The sequence below is a fragment of the Spirillospora sp. NPDC000708 genome, from assembly GCF_040299565.1.
In the GTDB taxonomy this organism is placed as follows: domain Bacteria; phylum Actinomycetota; class Actinomycetes; order Streptosporangiales; family Streptosporangiaceae; genus Spirillospora.
The window spans coordinates 1-18287 of record NZ_JBEPCJ010000093.1 but is presented as its reverse complement, the minus strand read 5'-3'; the positions used below and the strand labels follow the sequence as shown (position 1 = coordinate 18287).

The 18287-nt window shown below is 76.1% G+C and carries 16 protein-coding genes and 1 pseudogene; 10 read left to right on the top strand and 7 right to left on the bottom strand.

What is annotated here, in order from left to right; translation table 11 throughout:
- Positions 1-49: 49 nt before the first annotated feature.
- The 4 genes and pseudogenes from ABT299_RS42350 to ABT299_RS42335 form a co-directional block, all read right to left on the bottom strand.
- On the bottom strand, positions 50-1066 hold the full coding sequence (locus ABT299_RS42350) for a hypothetical protein (protein WP_500254221.1): 1017 nt from the start codon (positions 1064-1066) through the stop codon (positions 50-52).
- Positions 1067-1111: 45 nt separating this feature from the next.
- A pseudogene (locus ABT299_RS42345) lies at positions 1112-1327 on the bottom strand (helix-turn-helix domain-containing protein); the annotation flags it as partial.
- A gap of 330 nt (positions 1328-1657) precedes the next feature.
- Entirely contained in the window at positions 1658-4231 is a 2574-nt protein-coding gene (locus tag ABT299_RS42340) for an FtsX-like permease family protein (protein ID WP_500254220.1), read from the bottom strand.
- On the bottom strand, positions 4231-4962 hold the full coding sequence (locus tag ABT299_RS42335) for an ABC transporter ATP-binding protein (protein WP_206700229.1): 732 nt from the start codon (positions 4960-4962) through the stop codon (positions 4231-4233). The genes ABT299_RS42340 and ABT299_RS42335 overlap by 1 nt, the downstream gene beginning before the upstream one ends.
- 109 nt (positions 4963-5071) lie before the next feature.
- Here ABT299_RS42335 and ABT299_RS42330 point away from each other — a divergent pair, with 109 nt between their 5' ends.
- Entirely contained in the window at positions 5072-5677 is a 606-nt protein-coding gene (locus ABT299_RS42330; RefSeq protein ID WP_190864570.1) for a response regulator, read from the top strand.
- On the opposite strand, the gene ABT299_RS42325 is transcribed toward ABT299_RS42330, so the two are convergent.
- Both ABT299_RS42325 and ABT299_RS42320 read right to left on the bottom strand, forming a co-directional pair.
- Positions 5674-7782 (bottom strand): sensor histidine kinase, encoded by a 2109-nt coding sequence (locus ABT299_RS42325; protein WP_500254205.1) that lies wholly within the window; start codon positions 7780-7782, stop codon positions 5674-5676. The two genes, ABT299_RS42330 and ABT299_RS42325, sit on opposite strands and share 4 nt — an antisense overlap.
- 130 nt (positions 7783-7912) lie before the next feature.
- Positions 7913-8368 (bottom strand): carboxymuconolactone decarboxylase family protein, encoded by a 456-nt coding sequence (locus tag ABT299_RS42320; protein ID WP_190864573.1) that lies wholly within the window; start codon positions 8366-8368, stop codon positions 7913-7915.
- A gap of 140 nt (positions 8369-8508) precedes the next feature.
- Between ABT299_RS42320 and ABT299_RS42315 the strand changes: the two genes are divergently transcribed.
- The 5 genes from ABT299_RS42315 to ABT299_RS42295 all read left to right on the top strand — a co-directional run bounded on the left by ABT299_RS42315 (position 8509) and on the right by ABT299_RS42295 (position 12940).
- A complete protein-coding gene (locus ABT299_RS42315) occupies positions 8509-9387 on the top strand; it encodes a sigma-70 family RNA polymerase sigma factor (protein WP_500254204.1) in 879 nt (292 codons plus the stop codon).
- Positions 9388-9501: 114 nt separating this feature from the next.
- The gene (locus ABT299_RS42310) at positions 9502-10455 is read left to right on the top strand and encodes an esterase/lipase family protein (RefSeq protein WP_500254203.1); all 954 of its coding nucleotides are present in this window, start codon (positions 9502-9504) and stop codon (positions 10453-10455) included.
- Positions 10456-11038: 583 nt separating this feature from the next.
- On the top strand, positions 11039-11626 hold the full coding sequence (locus tag ABT299_RS42305) for a GlcG/HbpS family heme-binding protein (protein ID WP_500254202.1): 588 nt from the start codon (positions 11039-11041) through the stop codon (positions 11624-11626).
- Between the two features lie 97 nt (positions 11627-11723).
- A complete protein-coding gene (locus ABT299_RS42300) occupies positions 11724-12302 on the top strand; it encodes an RNA polymerase sigma factor (protein ID WP_500254201.1) in 579 nt (192 codons plus the stop codon).
- A complete protein-coding gene (locus ABT299_RS42295) occupies positions 12299-12940 on the top strand; it encodes a hypothetical protein (protein ID WP_500254200.1) in 642 nt (213 codons plus the stop codon). The genes ABT299_RS42300 and ABT299_RS42295 overlap by 4 nt, the downstream gene beginning before the upstream one ends.
- Positions 12941-12995: 55 nt before the next feature.
- Here the strand turns inward: ABT299_RS42295 and pdxR are convergent, their stop codons facing one another.
- Positions 12996-14480, bottom strand: coding sequence for a MocR-like pyridoxine biosynthesis transcription factor PdxR (pdxR, locus tag ABT299_RS42290; RefSeq protein ID WP_500254199.1), 1485 nt, complete (start codon positions 14478-14480; stop codon positions 12996-12998).
- Between the two features lie 135 nt (positions 14481-14615).
- Between pdxR and ABT299_RS42285 the strand changes: the two genes are divergently transcribed.
- The 4 genes from ABT299_RS42285 (at position 14616) to ABT299_RS42270 (ending at position 18148) form a co-directional block, all read left to right on the top strand.
- Positions 14616-15920, top strand: coding sequence for an FAD-binding oxidoreductase (locus ABT299_RS42285; protein ID WP_500254198.1), 1305 nt, complete (start codon positions 14616-14618; stop codon positions 15918-15920).
- 115 nt (positions 15921-16035) lie between these two features.
- Complete coding sequence (locus ABT299_RS42280; protein ID WP_190864640.1) at positions 16036-16833, top strand: aspartate dehydrogenase domain-containing protein; 798 nt, start codon at positions 16036-16038, stop codon at positions 16831-16833.
- On the top strand, positions 16830-17639 hold the full coding sequence (locus ABT299_RS42275; protein ID WP_500254197.1) for an alpha/beta fold hydrolase: 810 nt from the start codon (positions 16830-16832) through the stop codon (positions 17637-17639). Before ABT299_RS42280 ends, ABT299_RS42275 begins: the two co-directional genes overlap by 4 nt.
- Positions 17636-18148: a cupin domain-containing protein gene (locus ABT299_RS42270; RefSeq protein WP_190864590.1), complete on the top strand. Its 513-nt coding sequence runs from the start codon at positions 17636-17638 to the stop codon at positions 18146-18148. Before ABT299_RS42275 ends, ABT299_RS42270 begins: the two co-directional genes overlap by 4 nt.
- Positions 18149-18287: the final 139 nt, after the last annotated feature.

Genomic DNA, 18287 nt, shown 5'->3' with positions numbered 1-18287 from the left:
GGCACCGCGAACGAAGGCGCGGACAGGGAGCGCGCGGCGGCCGGGCCGGTCAGGAGGCGCTGGGGTACTTGCAGGCGGCCTCGCGCGCCGACGCGTCGACCGTCGTGGACGGCGACGCCAGCGACGCCGCGGTGCGGGGGCCGGGCAGCCTCAGCGACGCGAGGACCGCCGCCTCGCCCGGGGCGCCGCCGCCGAAGCAGGCGACCGCCGCCACGGGGACGCGGTCGCCGGCGTGGACGGGCGCCGGGAGCCGGTCGGGCCGCCAGGTGACCGACAGGCTGGACGCGGACTCGCCGATCAGCCCGATCTGGTGCCACAGGCGGAGCTCCGGGCTGGCCGGGTCGCCCGCGTAGTAGGCGGCGAATCCCACGATCTGCACGTTCGGGCCGGTCGCGGTGAGGACGACCCGGGAGTCCCGCGAGGGCGCGCCGATGGCCTTCAGCGACAGCCTTCTCGGCACCGGCCGCGCCGCCGCGCACCCGGACGGGGCGAGGTGCGTGGGCGGGTTCCCGTGCACGACGGCCGAGGCGACGACGTGGCCGTCCGGGAGGATGAACCAGCGGCTGTCCGGGATGCCCGCGGTCCGGTCGGTGACCTTGTCGCCGATGCAGAAGCCGGTGAACCCGATCACGCATCCCGGCGCGTACGTCGCCACCGTCGGCCGGTCGAGGGCGGCGCCGGACCGGACGTGCGCCCCCTCGCCGTACGCGGTGGCGGTGAACTTCGGGTTCTTCGCCGGGGCCGGGCAGCCGCCCGCGTCCGCGCGGCCGCCGCCCTGCCCGCCGACGGTCAGCCCGACGGCGAAGAAGCCGGCCGCGAGAAGGCACGCGGCGGTGGCGGCGGCGACGGTCCGCCTGGTCCTGCCGCCGCTCGCGGCCGGGCCGATGACGATCGAATGGAATTCCCGGGGCACCGGCGCCGGTTCGTTCGGCACTTCCGCGTGCAGGAACTCCCGCTTGACGACGGCCTCTCCGCCGGCGTCATGTTCCGCCGCGGCGGCGTTCTCGCCCGCCGCGCCCGCGTTCTCTTCCGGCGGGCACGGATCCGCCTCGTAGGGCGCCCGCACGGCGCCGTGGACTTCTTTCCAGCGGCGCTCCCACTCCTCCGTATCGCCGCCGCATGCGCCGACAAAGGCGAGCGCGACCGATAACGTCGGTAAACGGACGCCACTGGCGGCTTCCGACAACGTTGATGCACTGTATCCGGCGATTTGCGCCAATTGCCGGTACGTCGGTTCGCCGGCGGACACCCGCAGCGCGCGAAGATCGTGCGCGAACGACTCCAGCGGGCCTGCCGCCGGGTCCAGCGGGCGTTCACGACGAGCCATGCGACCGTCCAGCCATGGGCGCCCGCGCGCCCGCGCGCCCGCGCGCCCGCGCGCCCGCGCGCGTGCGGGCGGCGTCGGACGAGCGCCGGTCCTTTCGGCGACCGAGTGCAGCGGTCAACGTACCGGCCTTACCCGGGAAACCGCGGGAACTCGCGGCTTAACAGGCCGGCAACAACCGGTTTCGGAATGGTAGGCGGGTCGTTCTGCGCTTCGTCAGCCATTGCGGGAGCCCATGGTCAAAGTGCGTTGCGATCGACGTGCCTCGGCAATCGCCACGATCTCAGCTCACCATTGACCTCCGCCATCACGCGTCACCAAGTGCGATCGTCATCAAAGTAGAACCGGTGCGACGATCTGTCCAGACCTCCTCCGAGTGGCGCCTTCCCGTGCGGTGCCTTCCGTACAGCGGTCGCCGCGGGCAGAGCCCGCGGGGACCCCCGCCCGGGGGGGGTGCTGGCCCGCCGGGGGGGGGGGGCCGGCCGGGGGGCACACCGGCGCGCCCGCCGCCGCGGCGGGGCGGGCCCGCATCGCGAGGCGGGCGGGCAGCGCCGTGGCCGCCGCCGCGAGGAGCGCGCCCCAGGCGATGACGCCGAGGTGCGCCAGCGGCGGGACGGACGGCCCGCCGCCGGTCATGCCGCGCCCGAAAGCGGTGAGCGTCGCGAGCGCGATCGCGGTGCCGAGGACGCCGGCGATCAGCACGACCGCGAGGGTCTCCCCGCCGAGCATCCGCATGATCTGCCGGCGAGTGGCGCCGGAGAGCCGCAACACGGCGAGCTCGCGGGCCCGGTCGGCGGTCGACATCGCCAGCGTGTTGACGACGGCGATCGCGGTGAACGCGATGATCAGGCTCATCGCGATGTAGTTGACCTCGGCGTTCGCGGAGGCCGTGTCCTCGGCGAGGGACGCGGCGCTGACGGTCGGGACGCCCTTCGGCGGCGTGCCCGCGATGAGGACGGTGCCGCGCGGGTCGTCCACGTGCGCGGCGAGGAGGTCGTGGGACACGGTGAGGTCGCCGAAGCCGAGCCCGCGCCCGTACACGGCGACGACCTTCAGCGCGGCGGGCGTGCCGTCGCCGAGCGTGAGGCGGAGCGTGTCGCCGGGGGCGACGTGCAGCCGGGACGCCGCGGTCGTGCTGACCGCGACGGACGAGGCGTCCAGGGCCTTGATGTCGCCCTTGCGGACGTCGAGGTCCAGGGTCCTGTCGAGCCCGGCGGTGGTGACGCCTTGGACGCCGTAGTTCTCCAGCCCGACCCGGACGGTGCTGCGCACGACCTCGGTCACGGCGGTGACGCCGGGCGCGCGGCGGATCCGCTCCGCGTCGCCGTGCGGGATCTTCGGGCCGGCGACGTGCGCGGCGAGAGTGCCGTCGGTCGCCTGGCGGACCGCGGCGTGACCCGTGGTGGTCTGCGCGAACAGGATCGTCGCGGTGAGCCCGGTCATCAGGGTCAGCGGCGTGATCACGGACGCGAGGCGCCGCGCGCCCGCACCGAGGTTCGCGGCGGCGAGGTGCCCGCCGACCGGGAACGCGCGCAGCGGGACGGCGAGCACCGCGACGGCCGCGCGGGCGATGACGGGGCCGAGCAGCGCGACCGCGACCGTCCAGGCGAGCGCGGTCAGCATCGTGACGGGGCTCGCCGCGGCCTCGGTGTGCAGGCCCGCGAGGACGGCCGTCAGCACGGCGGCGCCCGCCAGGACCAGCAGCCCGGCGGCGGTGCGGACGGCACCGAGCCGGGCGGGGGCCAGCGCCGCGTCCCCGAGCGCCTCCACCGGGCGGATCCGCGCCGTCCGCCGCGCGGCGATCCGGGCCGCCGCGACGGCCGCGACGATCGCCGCCACCGCCGCCGCGGCCGGCGGGAACGGGCTGACGACGAGGTCGAGGTTCGGGGGCAGGGCGCCGAGGCCGCGGAACCGGTCGCGCAGCCAGAACGCCAGCGGCAGCCCGGCGGCGGCGCCGAGCGGCCCGGCGGCGAGGCCGATGAGCAGCGCCTCCCGCCCGATCATCCGGCGGACCTGCCGGGGCGTCGCGGCGACGGCGCGCAGCAGCGCGATCTCCCGCTGCCGCTGCTGCACCGAGAGCGCGAACGTGCCGGACACGACGAGGATCGCGACGAGCAGGGCCGTCCCGCCGAGCGCGCCGCCCATGCTGATCAGCTTGACGCGGGAGCGCTCGGCGCCGGGGAACTCGGCCCGGCCGCGGTCCGCGCCCGTGTGGACGGTGGCGCGGGTGCCGCGCAGCGCGCCGGCGATCGCGGCCTTGGAGCCGGTCGCGCCGATCGCGGTGACCATGCCGGGGTGCCCGGCCAGCCGGCGCGCCTCGGCGGTGCTGAAGAAGATCGCCGCCTGGTCCTTGAGGGCCTGCCGCGTCACGCCGGTCACCCGGTAGGTCCCGGGTTCGGCGGACGCGACCCGCACCCGCGACCCGGCGTGCAGGCCGTTCGCGCGGGCCGTCGCCGCGTCGACCACGATCTCGCCGGGGGCGGCGGGCGCCCGGCCCTCCCGCAGCGTGAACGGGGTCAGCGCGGCCGACTCCCAGCCGTGCCCCCACGACTCGTCCGGCGCGGCGCCGATCTCGGCGGGGAACGCCACCTCGGTGACAACACCGCGGGCGCCCGCGGCGCGGACCTTGTCGGCGGCCGAGGCGGGCAGCCACGCCCGCTCGGCGATCGCCTTGGCCTTGTGCTTGACCTTGCCCTTCTTCTTGATCTTCGTCTGGTGGACGAACTGGTCGCCGGTCACGACGACCGGCGCACCGGCGTACCGCTCCGGCGCGACCGAGCCGCGCAGCCCGGTGTCCAGCAGGACCCCGCACGCGCACACCAGCGCCGCCGCGCACAGCAGCGCGGCGAACGCCCCCGCGAACCCCGCCTTGCGGTGCCGCACCGTGGAAAGGACGATCCCGAGCATCACTTCCACGCCCCCAGCCGGGTCATGCGGGCCGCCACCTTGTCGCTGGACGGCGCGTCCATCGCGTCGGCGATCCGGCCGTCCGCGAGGAACAGCACCGTGTCCGCGTAGGACGCGGCGACCGGGTCGTGGGTCACCATCACGACCGTCTGCCCCATGGCGTCGACGGTCTCGCGCAGCAGCGTCAGGACGTCCCGGGCCGTCATCGTGTCGAGCGCGCCGGTCGGCTCGTCGCCGAACACCACCTCCGGACGGGTCACGAGCGCGCGCGCTATGGCGACGCGCTGCTGCTGCCCGCCGGACAACTGCGCCGGACGGTGCCCGGTGCGTTCGCTCAGGCCGACTCTCGCGACGACCTCGTCCAGCCACTTCCGGTCGACCCGCGCGCGGGCGAGCCGCAGCGGCAGGGTGATGTTCTGCTCGACCGTCAGCGACGACACCAGGTTGAACGCCTGGAACACGAAACCGACCCGCTGCCTGCGCAGCTCCGTCAGCTTCGTCTCGTTCATGGACGACAGCTCGGTGTCGCCCAGCCGGACGCTGCCGGACGTCGGGGTGTCCAGGCCCGCGGCACAGTGCAGGAACGTGCTCTTCCCCGATCCCGACGGGCCCATCACGGCGGTGAACCGGCCGCGCGGGATGCCCGTGGACACCTCGCGCAGCGCCGCCACCGCGCCCCTCCCCTTGCCGTACACCTTGCTGACCGCGTCCATCCGCACCGCTTCGTTCATGAGCACAAGTCTTCTGACCTGCGGCTTCACGGGCCAGAGAGCAGATCACCGGTCCCATGTGATCTCGTCATGGTCCGGCCCGTGACGCGGTCACTGGTAGACATGAGCCGTGATCAACGTGCTCCTCGCGGACGACCACCACGTGGTGCGCAGCGCGCTGGCGGCCCTGCTGTCGCTGGAACCGGACCTGACCGTGGTGGCCGAGGTCGAGCGCGGCGACGAGGTCCTCGCCGCGGCCCGCGCCGCCCGCCCGGACGTCGCCGTGCTGGACGTCGACATGCCCGGCCTGGACGGCCTCGCGGCCGCCGCCGCCCTGCACGACGCCCTCCCCGATGTCGCCGTGATGATCCTCACCGGCCACGGCAAGCCCGGCCACCTGCGCCGCGCCCTCGCCGCGAACGTCCGCGGCTTCCTGCTGAAGACCGCGCCGCCGGACGAGCTCGCCGCCGGGATCCGCAAGGTCGCCGCGGGCGAGCGCGTCCTCGACCCCCAGCTCGCCCTCACCGCCTGGGACCTCGCCGACAACCCGCTCACCCCGCGCGAGACGGACGTGCTGCGGCTGGCCGCCGAGGGCGCCGAGGCACCGGAGATCGCCGCGCGGCTGCACCTGTCGGCGGGGACGGTCCGCAACTATCTGACCGCCGTCGTCACCAAGCTCAACGCCCGCAACCGCACCGACGCGGCCCGCATCGCGCGGGAGGCCGGCTGGCTCTAGCCGGCCTCCTCTTCGGGCCGGCTCTGGCCGACGACCGCCTCCACCCGGAAGCCGCCCTTGCCGTCGGCGCGCGCGCTGAGCGTCCCTCCGGCCGACGCCAGGCGCGTGGTCAGGTTCCCGATCCCCGACCCGGGCGCCGTACGCGGCGCCGCCGGATCCAGCCCGTCGTTCTCCACGACCAGCCGGATTACAGCGTCCTCCTGCGCGGTCGTGATGACGCAACGCGTCGCAGCGCTGTGCCGGAGGATGTTGGTCACGGCCTCGCGCAGCACCGTGCCGAGCACCGCGGACGTCCCGTCCGGCACCTCGCCGTGCGCGAGGTCCATCTCGACCTCGACGCCCGCCGCCGTCAGCACCGACCGCGCGGAACGCGCCTCGCCGTCCAGCGACAGCCCGGCCTCGCCGCCGGTGGCCGCCTCCAGGTCCTTCCCGGCCCGCTCCGCCATCGCGACGACCTCTTCCAGCTCCGCCCGCGCGCGCTTCGGATCGACGTCCGCGAGCCGCCGCGCCAGCTCGCACTTCAGCAGGATCGCCGCGAGGCTGTGCCCCAGCAGGTCGTGCAGGTCGCGCGCCGCGCGCAGCCGCTCCTGGACGGTCGCCGCCCGCGCCAGCTCCTCCCCGGCCGCCCGCAGGTCCCGGACGAGCCGCGCCAACCGGACGAGCCCGTACACGACGAGGCCCGTGACCAGCGTGCTGACCACATAGTTCGTTATGGCCGCGGGCCCGAGCCGCAGGGCCCACGCGCCCGCCCCGACCGCCGCCATCACCCCGGCCACCAGCGGGACCGCGACCCGGCGCGGCAGGCCCACCAGCAGCGTCCCGACCAGGAAGCCCGCGACGCCCAGCCACGCCTTCCCGAGGAGCGGCACGGGCGCGAAGCTCAGCACCGCCAGGCACGGCGCCCACGCCCTCGGCCGCCCGGTGCTCGTCCAGAACAGCTGCACCGCGCCGATGAGGACGAGCAGCGCCACCGCGACCGGCCACTCCGGCCCCCACGGGACCTGGAGCAGCCCCTTGACGGAGAACCCCGCCAGCACCGCCGCCAGCAGCCCCACCGACAGCCGGTAGGCCGCCCGGTCCGGCAGGCTCACCGGCCGCTCGCCCGCCGCCACCGACACCTCGACCGCGAACCTGCCGTCCTCCCCGAGCCCGGTGGCGAAGGCGCCGCCCGCGGCCCGCACCCGCCGCGCCGCGTCCTCCAGCCCCTCCTCGCCCAGCTCCGCCGTCCGGACGCCGTCGTTCACGACGCGCAGCCGCACGGACCCGTCCGCCTCCGAGGTCTCGATGACGCAGGTCCGCGCCGTCCCGACGCGCACGACGTCCGTGACCGCCTCGCGCAGCGCCATCGCCAGCAGCGCCCCGGCCGGGCCGAGGGGCTCGCTGTGGTCCGTCCGCACGTCCGCTTCGACGCCCGCGGACTCCAGCAGAGCGCGCGCCGCCGACGCTTCGGGCGCCAGCGACATGCTGCGGAAGTCCGCCGCCGCGGCCCGCGCCTCGTTCAGCGACCTCCGCGCGACGTCCAGCACGTCCGCGATCGCCTCGGGCCGCTCCAGCGCCCGGCGGCTCCCCTCGGAGATCTCCCGCAGCCCGTCCCCGAGCCCGCGGTTCAGCTCCGCCGCGATCCGCAGCCGCTCCCGCGCCACCGCCGCCAGCGTCACCGGCAGCCGCGCCGCCGCGGTGTCGTCCGCCCGGTCCGCCAGCCGCACCAGCCCGTAGACGACCAGCCCGGTGAGCAGGCAGCTGATCGTGACGTCGGCGCCGCCGAGGACCGCCGCGCTCCCGACGACCGCCGCCGCGAGGGGCCACGCGCCCGCCAGCAGCAGCGAACCCGCCGCGAACCCGAGGACGCCCGCGGACGTGCCGAACGCCAGCACGCCCGCGTAGGCCGCCGCCGCCTGGACGGGGATCCCCCAGCGCCACCGGCCGTCCCGCGACACGACCCGCACGACCTGGACGGCGAGGACGACCGCCACCAGGGCGATCGCCGCCGCCACCCGGACGGCCCCCTCGGTCCGCGCCGGGGCCGCCAGCACGTACACCCCCGCGAACGAGGCCAGCACGGCCCCGACGGTCAGCCGCGCCCGCCCCGGCGAACGCCCTCTCACGATCCCGGACACACCCCTACATACTCCGCGTGCCACGATCCTGCCACGCGGCGGGACCGCCGCCCGCCGCGCGGTGCGGCCGGTGAGATGCGGCGGGCGAGGTGCGGGGCACGGCGGGCGACGTGCGGGGTCAGTCCCAGCGGGTCCCGGCGGGCACCCGGAAGGTGGTGTTGATCCGGTTGAAGAAGTTGGTGACCGCCACCATCAGCACCAGCGACCCGAGCTGCCGCTCGTCGAAGTGCCGCGCGGCCTCCGCCCAGATCTCGTCGGTGACGGCGCCGGGCCGGTCGGACAGCCGGGTCGCGGCCTCGGCGAGCGCCAGCGCGGCCCGCTCCGCCTCGTCGAACAGCGGGTTCTCGTACCAGGCCGCCACGCCCATCAGCTTCTCGTGCGCGATGCCCGCCTTGGCCGCGGCGGTGGCGCCCGCGTCGACGCAGGCGCTGCAGCCGTTGATCTGGCTCGCGCGCAGGTGCACCAGCTCCAGCGTCTCGCGCGGCACGCCGCCCGAGTACACCTCCTTGAAGAGAAGCTGCACCCCCTTCGTGATGTCGGGCTGGCTCTTCGCGTCGTGGATACGTGCCGTCATCGCTCCTCCTTGGAACGGTTCGTCGGTGGACGGCACTACGACGTCCGGACATCGCGGGAGGTAACGCCGGGCCCGGGGCGTTACCTCTGCGGCGCCCCGCGCGTCCTGGTAGTGACACCGCCCGCAGAGCGAGGAGGACCGTGACCGACGAGGACGCGCTCGCCGCCGAGTTCGAGGCCCACCGCCCCTACCTCCACGCGGTGGCGTTCCGCGTGCTCGGATCCCATTCCGACGCGGACGACGCCGTCCAGGAGGCGTGGCTGCGGCTCGCCCGCACCGGCGGCGGCGAGATCGCGGACCTGCGCGGCTGGCTCACCACGGTGACCGGCCGCATCTGCCTGGACGTCCTGCGCAGGCGCGGGACGCGGCGCGAGCAGCCCCTCGAACTGGACGTCGGCGCGCTCCCCCTCGACGCGGCCGCGGACGCGCGGATCGATCCCGAGGAGGAGGCGCTGCTCGCCGAGTCCGTGGGCCTCGCGCTCTACGTCGTCATGGACGCCCTGACCCCGGCGGAACGGGTGTCGTTCGTGCTCCACGACGTGTTCGAGGTCCCGTTCGACGCGATCGCCGGGGTCCTCGGCCGCAGCACCGCGGCCGCCAAGATGCTCGCCAGCCGGGCCCGCGGGCGGCTGCGGTCGGGCGCGCCCGCGCCCTCGTCCGGCTCCGGCGCCGCAGGCCGCGACGTCGTCGACGCGTTCCTGGCGGCGGCGGGCCGCGGCGACGTCGCCGGGCTGCTGTCCGTGCTCGCCCCGGACGTCGAGCTGCGCGCGCACGGCCCCGGCGGGAGCACCGTCGTGCGCGGCGCGGCCGAGGTCGCGGCGCAGGCGGCCAGGTTCGCGCGGCCGGGCGCGACGGGGCATCCGGCGCTCGTCGACGGCCGCCCCGGCGTCCTCATCACCGTCGGCGGACGGCCGGTCACGGTGCTGGCCTTCACGGTCGCGGACGGCGCCGTCACCGCGATCAGCGGGCTCACCGACCCCGCGCGGCTGGGCCGGATCGTCCCGTCCTGGGTCGCCTGACCCGCGCGGCGCTCGTCCATGGTCCGCGCACCTGACGCGGGCGACGAATCCGCGCCGCGCGGTTGTCACGCGGGGGCGTAGATCCGCGTTTTCCAAATAGATACTGTTGTTCTTATGAAACGCACGCGAAGGCACCGCATGCGGCGCCGCCTCACCGCGGCCGCCCTGGCGGCGTGCGCCGCCGTCGCCGCCCCCGCGCTCGCGACCGCCCCCGCCCGCGCGCAGACCGCCTACCCGGTGGGCGACCTCGCGACCTCGATCGGCAACTTCCTCTTCAGCCCCGACGCCGTCGCCGGGGCCAACGTCTGGTCCTGCCGGCCGTCCGCCGAGCACCCGTACCCCGTCGTGATCGTGCACGGCACCACGTCCAACCTCGGTTCCGCCGGCGCCATGATCGCGCCCACCCTCGCCAACGCGGGGTACTGCGTCTATGGGTTCAACTACGGTGAGACGTCCTCCAGCCTCGGCCGCGTCTACGGGCTCGGCGAGATCACCGCGTCGGCCCGCACCATGAGCGCGTTCGTCGACCGCGTGCTGACCGCCACCGGGGCCGCGAAGGTCGACGTGATCGGCGCGTCGCAGGGCGGGATGATGCCGAACTACTACATCAAGCGGCTCGGCGGCGCCGGCAAGGTCCGCACGATGATCGGGCTGTCGCCGACCAACCACGGCACCACCATGGGCGGCCTGGTCGACCTCGGCCGGACGCTGCACGTCCTCGGCCTCGTCAACGACGCCTACCGGTTCGCCGGCGCGCCCGCCTACCCCGAGCAAGAGGAGGGCTCCGACTTCCAGAAGGCGCTGTTCGCCGACGGCGACACCGTCCCCGGCGTCCGCTACCTGACGATCGCGACCTCGCACGACACGACCGTCACCCCGCTGGCGAACTCGTTCCTGCACGGCGGCGACTCGACGAACGTCCTGCTGCAGGACCTGTGCCCCGACGACCCGGTGAGCCACTCCGGGATGACGCTCGACGGCCCGGTCATGCAGATCGTCCTCGACGCCGTCGGCCCCCGCGAGCCGGGCTTCCGGCCGCGGTGCACCGGCTACGGCCCGAACATCTAGCCCGGCGCCCCGGCACCGGAGCGGGCCCTGTCAAGCAGCGGCGGCGGCTGTGCGCGGTACCCGCGGGGGACGCCCCTGTGGCGCCGAGGTGCCAAACGAAGAGTCGCGCATCATCAACGCAGAGTCATCGCGTCAGGAGGGATGCGCCGCTCTGCCCCGGCGGCGGCGCGTCCCCGAACACCCGCACACCGCGCCATGGGAGACCCCGATGCACGACACCGCGACCACCGCCCTCACCGTCCCGGTCCACCGCGCCGTCCTGGCGTGCGACTGCCCCGGATGCTCCACATGCGGCGGCAGCGGCACGCTATCCGGCGGCCGCACCTGCGGCACATGCCAGGGGACCGGACGGTGCTCGCACGGCGGCGGCCGTTGACGGGCCCCCGGCGCTCCGGCGCCACGTCCGCGACCGCCTCCCGCGGGCCGCCGGGAGGCGCCGCGGCCGAGTGAGCGGCGCGGGGCGCTTTGCCGAGAGTTGGCCGGGCGCTGCCCGCCGCACATTGCCCCCTGCTCTGACGCGCGGTTACGTTTCGACCATAGAGTGTCACTCTATGTAATCGCATGTCGGAGAATCGGGGGGAACATGTCGATCAGGTGTTTCATCGGCGGTGCCGTCGCGCTGGGCGCGGTCGCCGCCGGGACGACCGGCGTCGCGGGGACCGCGTCCGCCGCCGCGCCGGCCGCCGCCGTCGCCGTCCAGGACGGGCGGGCCGTCCAGGACGGGCACGGCGGGCACGGGCACGGCGGGCACGGGCACGGGAAGCACGGGCAGGCCACCGCACCGGAGCGGGTGCTGACGAACAGCGCGCTCGTCCGCGCGTCCAGGGAACTGGTGGAGTCGGCCCGGCGGCACGGGAACCAGCGCGTGACGATGGTGATCATGGAGCGGGCGGGCACCATCCGGCTGGTGGTCCGGACGCGCGAGTCGGGCCCGCAGACCTACGTGTCGGCCAAGGCCAAGGCGTACACGGCGGTGGCGTTCGGGCAGCCCACGAGCGCCCTGGCCGGGAACGAGACGATCAAGCAGATCCCGGGCACGCTCACCCTGCCCGGCGGCGTCCCCGTCCTCTACAAGGGCTTCCCGATCGCGGGCATCGGCGTGGGCGGCGCGCCGGACGGGCGGATCGACGAGGCGATCGCCAACGACGTGCTGGCTGCCATCGGCCGCTGACCGCGAGGCGGGGCGGGGCCGGCGGCGGCAGACTCGGCGGTAACGCGTTCGCTTCCCCGAGCCAAGTGGGGGTGAAGCGGCGAGAGGGAGTGAGCGCATGGCCGGATCCGACGACGGCCTCGCCCGCGTGGGACGCGACCCAGCGGCGTTCGAGGAGTTCTACCGGCGGCACGTCGAGGCGGTGGGCCGGTTCGTGGCCCGCCGGGTCGACGACCCGCACACCGCCGCCGACCTGACCGCCGAGGTGTTCCTCGCGGTCATCGAGTCGGCGCACACCTACCGGCCCGCGGCGGGCTCGGAGGCCGGCTGGCTGTACGGGGTGGCCCGCAACGTGGTCGCGGCCGAGCGGCGCCGCGCCGCCCGGGAGCGCCGCACGACGGGCCGGGAGGCGGGACGGCGGCGGCTGGAGGCCGACGACATCGCGGCGCTGGTGGAGCGCATCGACGCCGAGGCGGCGGGCCGCCGCACCCACCAGGCGCTGCACGCGCTGCCCGACGGCGTGCGCGCGGTGCTGGAACTGATCGCGGTGGACGGGCTGACGGTGACCGAGGCCGCGGCGGCGCTCGGCATCCGGCCGGTGACCGCGCGGGTGCGGCTGCACCGGGCGCGGCGGGCGCTGCGCGACCTGGTGCCGGAGGCGGGCAGGGCGCTCGCGTACGCGAAGGAGGGCGCATGAACGGGTACGAGGAGCGGATCCTGTCGGAGCTGAAGGCCGTGGTCGCCGAGCGCGCCGCGGCGCCGGACGCGGCACCGGAGGGGCGGGCCGCGCGGCGCCGTCCCGGGCGCCGGCTCGGGCTGGGCCTGGCGGTCGTCGCGGCGGCGGCGGGCGCCACGGTCGCGATCCCGATGGTCACCGGCGGGGGCGAGGCCAAGGCCAACGCGGTCGAGCTGCGGCGGGACGGCTCCGTCGCGGTGTACTGGCGGGAGTGGTCGCACCCCGAGCGCGTGCAGAGCAAGCTGCGGGGATTCGGGATCCCGGCGGAGGTGAACTTCCTGCCGAGCGGCAAGAAGTGCAGGCCGGGCCGGGCGCACTGGATCTACGACGGGTCGGCCGACGCCGTGTTCGGGACCATCCCGAAGGAGATGGCCGCGAACGCCACGCTGATCTACCCCAAGAGGCTCAAGCCGGGGCAGACCGTCGTGCTGGACGTGTGGGCGCTGCTCGGGAAGGACGATGAGATCAAGTCGAGCGTCCTCACCCCGAAGGTCGCGCAGGGCCCGGTCGGCGCGTGCGTCGTCGTGCCGGGCGGGCCCGAGGTCCACGAGGACTGGGCGGGCGACGGCCCCAACACGGTCGAGGGCCCCGACGACTAGCGGCTCCGCTTGACGAGGGCGCCGTGACGCGGGCAGCGTCGCGGCGCCCCGCCGTCTAGCGGGGAAGGACGCCGAGGACGGCGTCGAGCGCCGCCCCGAAGGCGTGGTCGGGCGGCGTCGCGTAGCCGACGACCAGGCCGTCCTCCGGTGGGAAGGGCGCTTCGGGATGGCGGAACGCCGACAGCCCGTCCAGGGCGATGGCGGCGCGGGCGGCGGCGTCCAGCGCGGCCGGCTCGGTGCCGGGCGGGAGGCGCAGGACGGCGTGCAGGCCGGCCGCGATGCCCGTCGCGTGGACGTGCGGGGCGCGCTCGGCGAGGGCGGTGACGAAGCGGTCCCGGCGGGCGCGGTACCGCTGCCGCATCCGGCGGACGTGCCGGTCGTAGGAGCCGCACCGCAGGAAGTCGGCCAGGGTCAGCTGGTCCAGCACGCCCGCCCACGCCTCGCGCTCGCCCTTGGCGGCGAGCACGGCGTCCACGAGGTGGCCGGGCAGGACCATCCAGCCGAGCCGGACGGCCGGGGACAGGCTCTTGCTGACGGACCCCGCGTAGATCACCCGGTCGGGGGCCAGTCCCTGGAGCGCGCCGATGGGCCGGCGGTCGTAGCGGAACTCGCCGTCGTAGTCGTCCTCGATGACGATCCGGTCCGCCGAGCACGCCCAGCCGACGGCGGCGGTCCGGCGCCGCGCGGACAGCGGGCCGCCCGTCGGGAACTGGTGCGCGGGGGTCAGCAGGACGGCGCGTTCGCGGGCGGACAGCTCGCCGATCCGCGCGCCGTCGGCGTCCACGCCGAGAGGGCGGGTGCGGACGCCGGCCTGCGCCAGCAGCTCCCGGTGGAACGGCAGGCCGTAGCCCTCGACGGCGAGCGGGCCGCGCAGCACGCCGCCGCCGAACAGCAGCCGGAGCGCGTGCGCGAACCCGGAGCAGACCACGATGGCCTCCGGGTCGGCGCGGACGCCCCGGGTGCGGGCGAGGTACTCGGCGAGCGCGTGGCGCAGCTCGGGGCGGCCGCGCGGGTCGCCGGGGCCGAACGCGTCGTTCGGCGCGGCGGTGACCGCCCGGCGCGCCGACGCGAGCCAGGCCGAGCGCGGGAACGACGACGGGTCGGGCTGCCCCTGCCGCAGGTCGTGCACGGGACGGTCCGCGCGACGACCAAGCGGCGCAGGCTCCTCGCGGCCCGACACGTAAGCGCTGCCTGACGCGGACGTGCGGCCCGGCGCGGACGTGCGGCCCGGCGCGGACGCGCGGACCGGCGCGGGCGGCTCGGCGCGGGGCGCGACGCGCGTCCCGGAGCCCTGGCGCGCGGTCAGCCAGCCCTCGGCGACGAGTTCGGCGTACGCGTCGGCGACGGTGTTGCGGGCCAGGCCGAGGTCGGCGGCCAGCGACCGGTAGGGCGGCAACCGCGTGCCCGGGGCCAGCCGCCCGGACCGGACCGCCGCGCGCAGCGCGCGGGTCAGCGCGGCGCGGCGCCCGCCCGGTCCGGTCAGGTCGAGGTGCAGGTCCGCGCCGATCCGCTCGGCCAGATTGACCCACGTTTCGGACATGGAATTGCACTCTATCGCGGGTCTCTTCGCCTCCTAGATTGATCTGCGGGAGGTGATCCGGATGCCGGACATCCAGGTTCGGCGAGGCTCCGCGCACCGCCGCCCGGCCCCCGCCGCCACGACGGAAGGAACACCATGAACGCGCTGAACGCCCTCCGGTCCGCCGTCCGCGGACGGGTCCTGCTGCCCGGCGACCCCGGCTTCGACGCCGCGCGCCGCCCCTGGAACCTGGCCGTCGAGCAGCCGGTGGCGGCCGTGGTCGAGGCCGCCGGGGCCGACGACGTCGCGGCGCTCGTCCGGCACGCCCGCTCGGCCGGGCTGAGCATCGCGACGCAGCCGAGCGGGCACGGCGCGACCGGCCGCACCGAGGGCGCGGTCCTGCTGCGCACCGGACGCCTCGACGCGGTGGAGATCGACCCCGCGGCCCGCCGCGCCCGTGTCGGGGCGGGCGTGCGGTCCGGCCGATTGCAGGCCGCCGCCGCCGCGCACGGGCTGACCGGCCTGCCGGGCAGCTCCCCCGTCGTCAGCGTCGCCGGCGTCGCCCTCGGCGGCGGCCTGAGCTGGTTCGGCCGCGCGCACGGCTGGGTCGCCGACGCCGTCACCGCCCTGGACGTCGTCGACGCCGACGGCCGCGCCCGGCACGTCACCGCGGACGGCGACCCGGACCTGTTCTGGGCCCTGCGCGGCGCGGGCGGCGACTTCGCGATCGTCACGGGCCTCGAACTGGCGCTGCATCCGGCGCCGCGCCTGTTCGGGGGCCGGATGGTGTGGGCGGCCGAGCACGCCGCCGCGGTGCTGGACGCCTTCCGGGGGATCACCGCCGGCGCGCCCGGCGAGCTGACCCTGTGGCTGGACCTGCTGCACTTCCCCGGCGGCGATCCCCTGGTCGCGGTCGACGCCACGTATCTGGGCGGCGAGGCGGAGGCGCGCGAGCTGCTGAGCCCCCTCGACCGGCTGCCCCGCCCGCTCTCCGACGGCAGGCGGACGATGGCGGCCGACGAGCTCGGTGCCATCACCGCCGAACCCACCGATCCCGGCGCGGGCTCCTCGCGCGCCGAGCTGCTGACCCGCCTGGACGACGCCGCCGCGAAGGACCTGCTCGCGGACCCGATCGCGCCGCTGCTGAGCGTCCAGGTCCGGCATCTGGGCGGCGCGCTCGCCCGGCCGTCCGACTCCCCGCACGGCGCGCTCGCCGAGCCGTACGCCCTCTACATGTTCGGCGTCCCGTCCGACCCGAGCACCGCCGAGGCGATCACGGCCCGGCAGCGCGCGCTCGCCGAGGCCCTCCCGGTGAGCGGCCGCAAGCCGTTCACCTTCCTCAACCCTGCCGAGACCGCGGCCGACGCCTTCGCCCCGGAGGCCCTGGCCCGCCTGCGCCGCGTCAAGGACGCCCGCGACCCGCACGGCGTCTTCCGCGGCAACTTCCCCGTCCGCGGCTGACCGCGGGACGGGCCGCTTGCGCGATCACTTTGCTCCCAGATATCTTTAGACCAAGTATTTTCGGCTCAAGGTATTTGGAGCGGGTGTGGCGGCAGGGCACGGTGCCGTGTTGCGCGTGGGCCTCCTCGGGCACGGCGCGATCGGGTCGAACGTGGCGGAGGCGCTGCGCCGGGGCGTGGTCCCCGGAGCGGTGCTCGGCGGCGTCCTCACGCGCGGGCGCACCGCGTCCCCGGCGGCCGTGCGCGACCTGCCGGACCTGCTCGCCTCCGCCGACGTGGTGGTGGAGGCCGCGGGCCAGCGGGCGCTGCGCGAGCACGGGCCGGCGGTGCTCGCCGCCGGCCGCGACCTGCTCGCGGTGTCCGTCGGCGCGCTGGCCGACGAGGCGTTCTTCCGCGAGCTCACCCGGCCCGCCGGCGCGGCGCGCTCCGGCCGGCTGCTGATCTGCCCGGGCGCGCTGGGCGGCCTCGACGTCGTCCGCGCGGCGGCGCTCGCCGGGCCGCTGGCGAGCGTCCGGCTCACCTCGTCCAAGGCGCCCGCCTCGCTGGTCCAGCCCTGGATGGACGAGGAGACGGCGGAACGGCTGCGGTCGCTGCGCCCGGGGGACGACCCCGTGACCGTCTTCGACGGGGACGCCCGCGAGGCCGCGGCGCGCTTCCCGCGCAACGCCAACGTGGCGGCGACGCTGGCGCTGGCCGCCGGTGACCGCGCGGCCGTGCGCGTCCGCCTCGTCGCGGCCCCCGATACCCGCCTGACCAGGCACGTCGTCGAGTTCACCGGGCCGCTGGGCGAGTACCGCTTCGAGCTCGCGAACCTCCCCGACCCCGGCAACCCGGCGACCAGCGGCCTCGTCGCCCCCGCGGTGCTGAGGTCGCTGGCCGACCTCGTCCCCGGCGTCGCGTGGCGGGTCGCGTGAACCGGCCCGCGAAACTCCGCGGCATCGCGGTGCACGACGCGGGCGGCGACGCGCCGCCCGTCCTGTGCCTGCACGGCATCGGCTCCAGCGGCTCCGGATTCGGCGCGCTGAGCCGCCTGCTCGCCGGACGGCTGCGCCTCATCGCCTGGGACGCGCCCGGCTACGCCGCGTCCGACGACCCGCCCGGCGCCCCCGGCACGGACGGCTACGCCGACGCCGCCGCCGGTGTCCTCGACGACCTCGGGATCGCCCGCGCGAGCGTCCTCGGCACGTCCTGGGGCGGGGTGATCGCGACCCGGTTCGCGCTGCGCCACCCGGACCGGCTGAACGCCCTCGTCCTCGCCGACTCCACCCGCGGCTCCGGCACCGCGCCCGCGAAGGCCGCGGCCATGCGGGCGCGCGCCGCCGAGCTGGCCGAGCGCGGCCCGGCGGAGTTCGCCCGCGCCCGCGCGCCGCGGCTGCTCTCCCCAGGCGCAACGCCTGCGGACGTCGCGCGCGTCGCCGAGGCCATGGCCGCCGCGATCCGTCTGCCCGGCTACGGCCACGCAGCGGAGTCGATGGCCGCCACCGACCACGGCGACGCGTTCGCCCGGATCACCGCCCCGACCCTCGTGCTCGTGGGCGAGCACGACGCGGTCTGCCCGCCGGCGGAGAGCCGGCTCATCGCGGCCTCCGTGCCCGGCGCCCGGTACGCCGAGATCCCCGGGGCCGGCCACCTGGCCCACCAGGAGCGGCCCGAGGCGTTCGCCGACGCCGTGCGCGACTTCCTTCTTCCCCGTTCACAAGCAGAGGAGAACCCTTCATGACCGAGAAGACCGCCACCGACCTGGACCAGCTCATCGACTCCTGCATCGCGAGCCGCGAGAGCCGCTACGAGGACTGGGACACGCTCGCCTTCCAGGCCAAGGCCGGGGACGAGTTCCGCCGCGCCCAGATCCGCTACATCGGGTCCGGCGCGACGGGCAACCACGAGACCGACGCGCGGATCCTGCCGTCCGAGCACTTCACGTTCTCGAACATGCGGCTCCCGGTCGGCGGCGTCGGCCCGGAGCACACCCACCACGACGTGGAGGAGGTCTTCTTCGTCCTGGAGGGCGAGCTGGAGGTCTCCGTGCACGACGTCGAGGACGGCACCCGGACGGCCAGCCGCGTGCTCGGCTACCGCGACCTCATCCGGGTCCCGGCGGGCGTGCCGCGGAGCCTGCGCAACGTCGGCGAGGGCGAGGCGCTGTTCTGCGTGGTCATCGGCACGCAGAAGCCGCAGCTGCCGACCTACCCGCCGACCTCCCCGATGCACGGCGTCACGCGCGGTTGAGCGTCCGGGCAGGTCCCGGTCCCGGAAGCCTCCGGGACCGGGACCTTTCCTTTGGAGAGGGCCGCCGCGCAATCGAAGAACGAAGAACGGCGCCGGGGCCGGAGTCGGTCCCGGCGCCGGGGGGTGGCCGGGGGGTTTG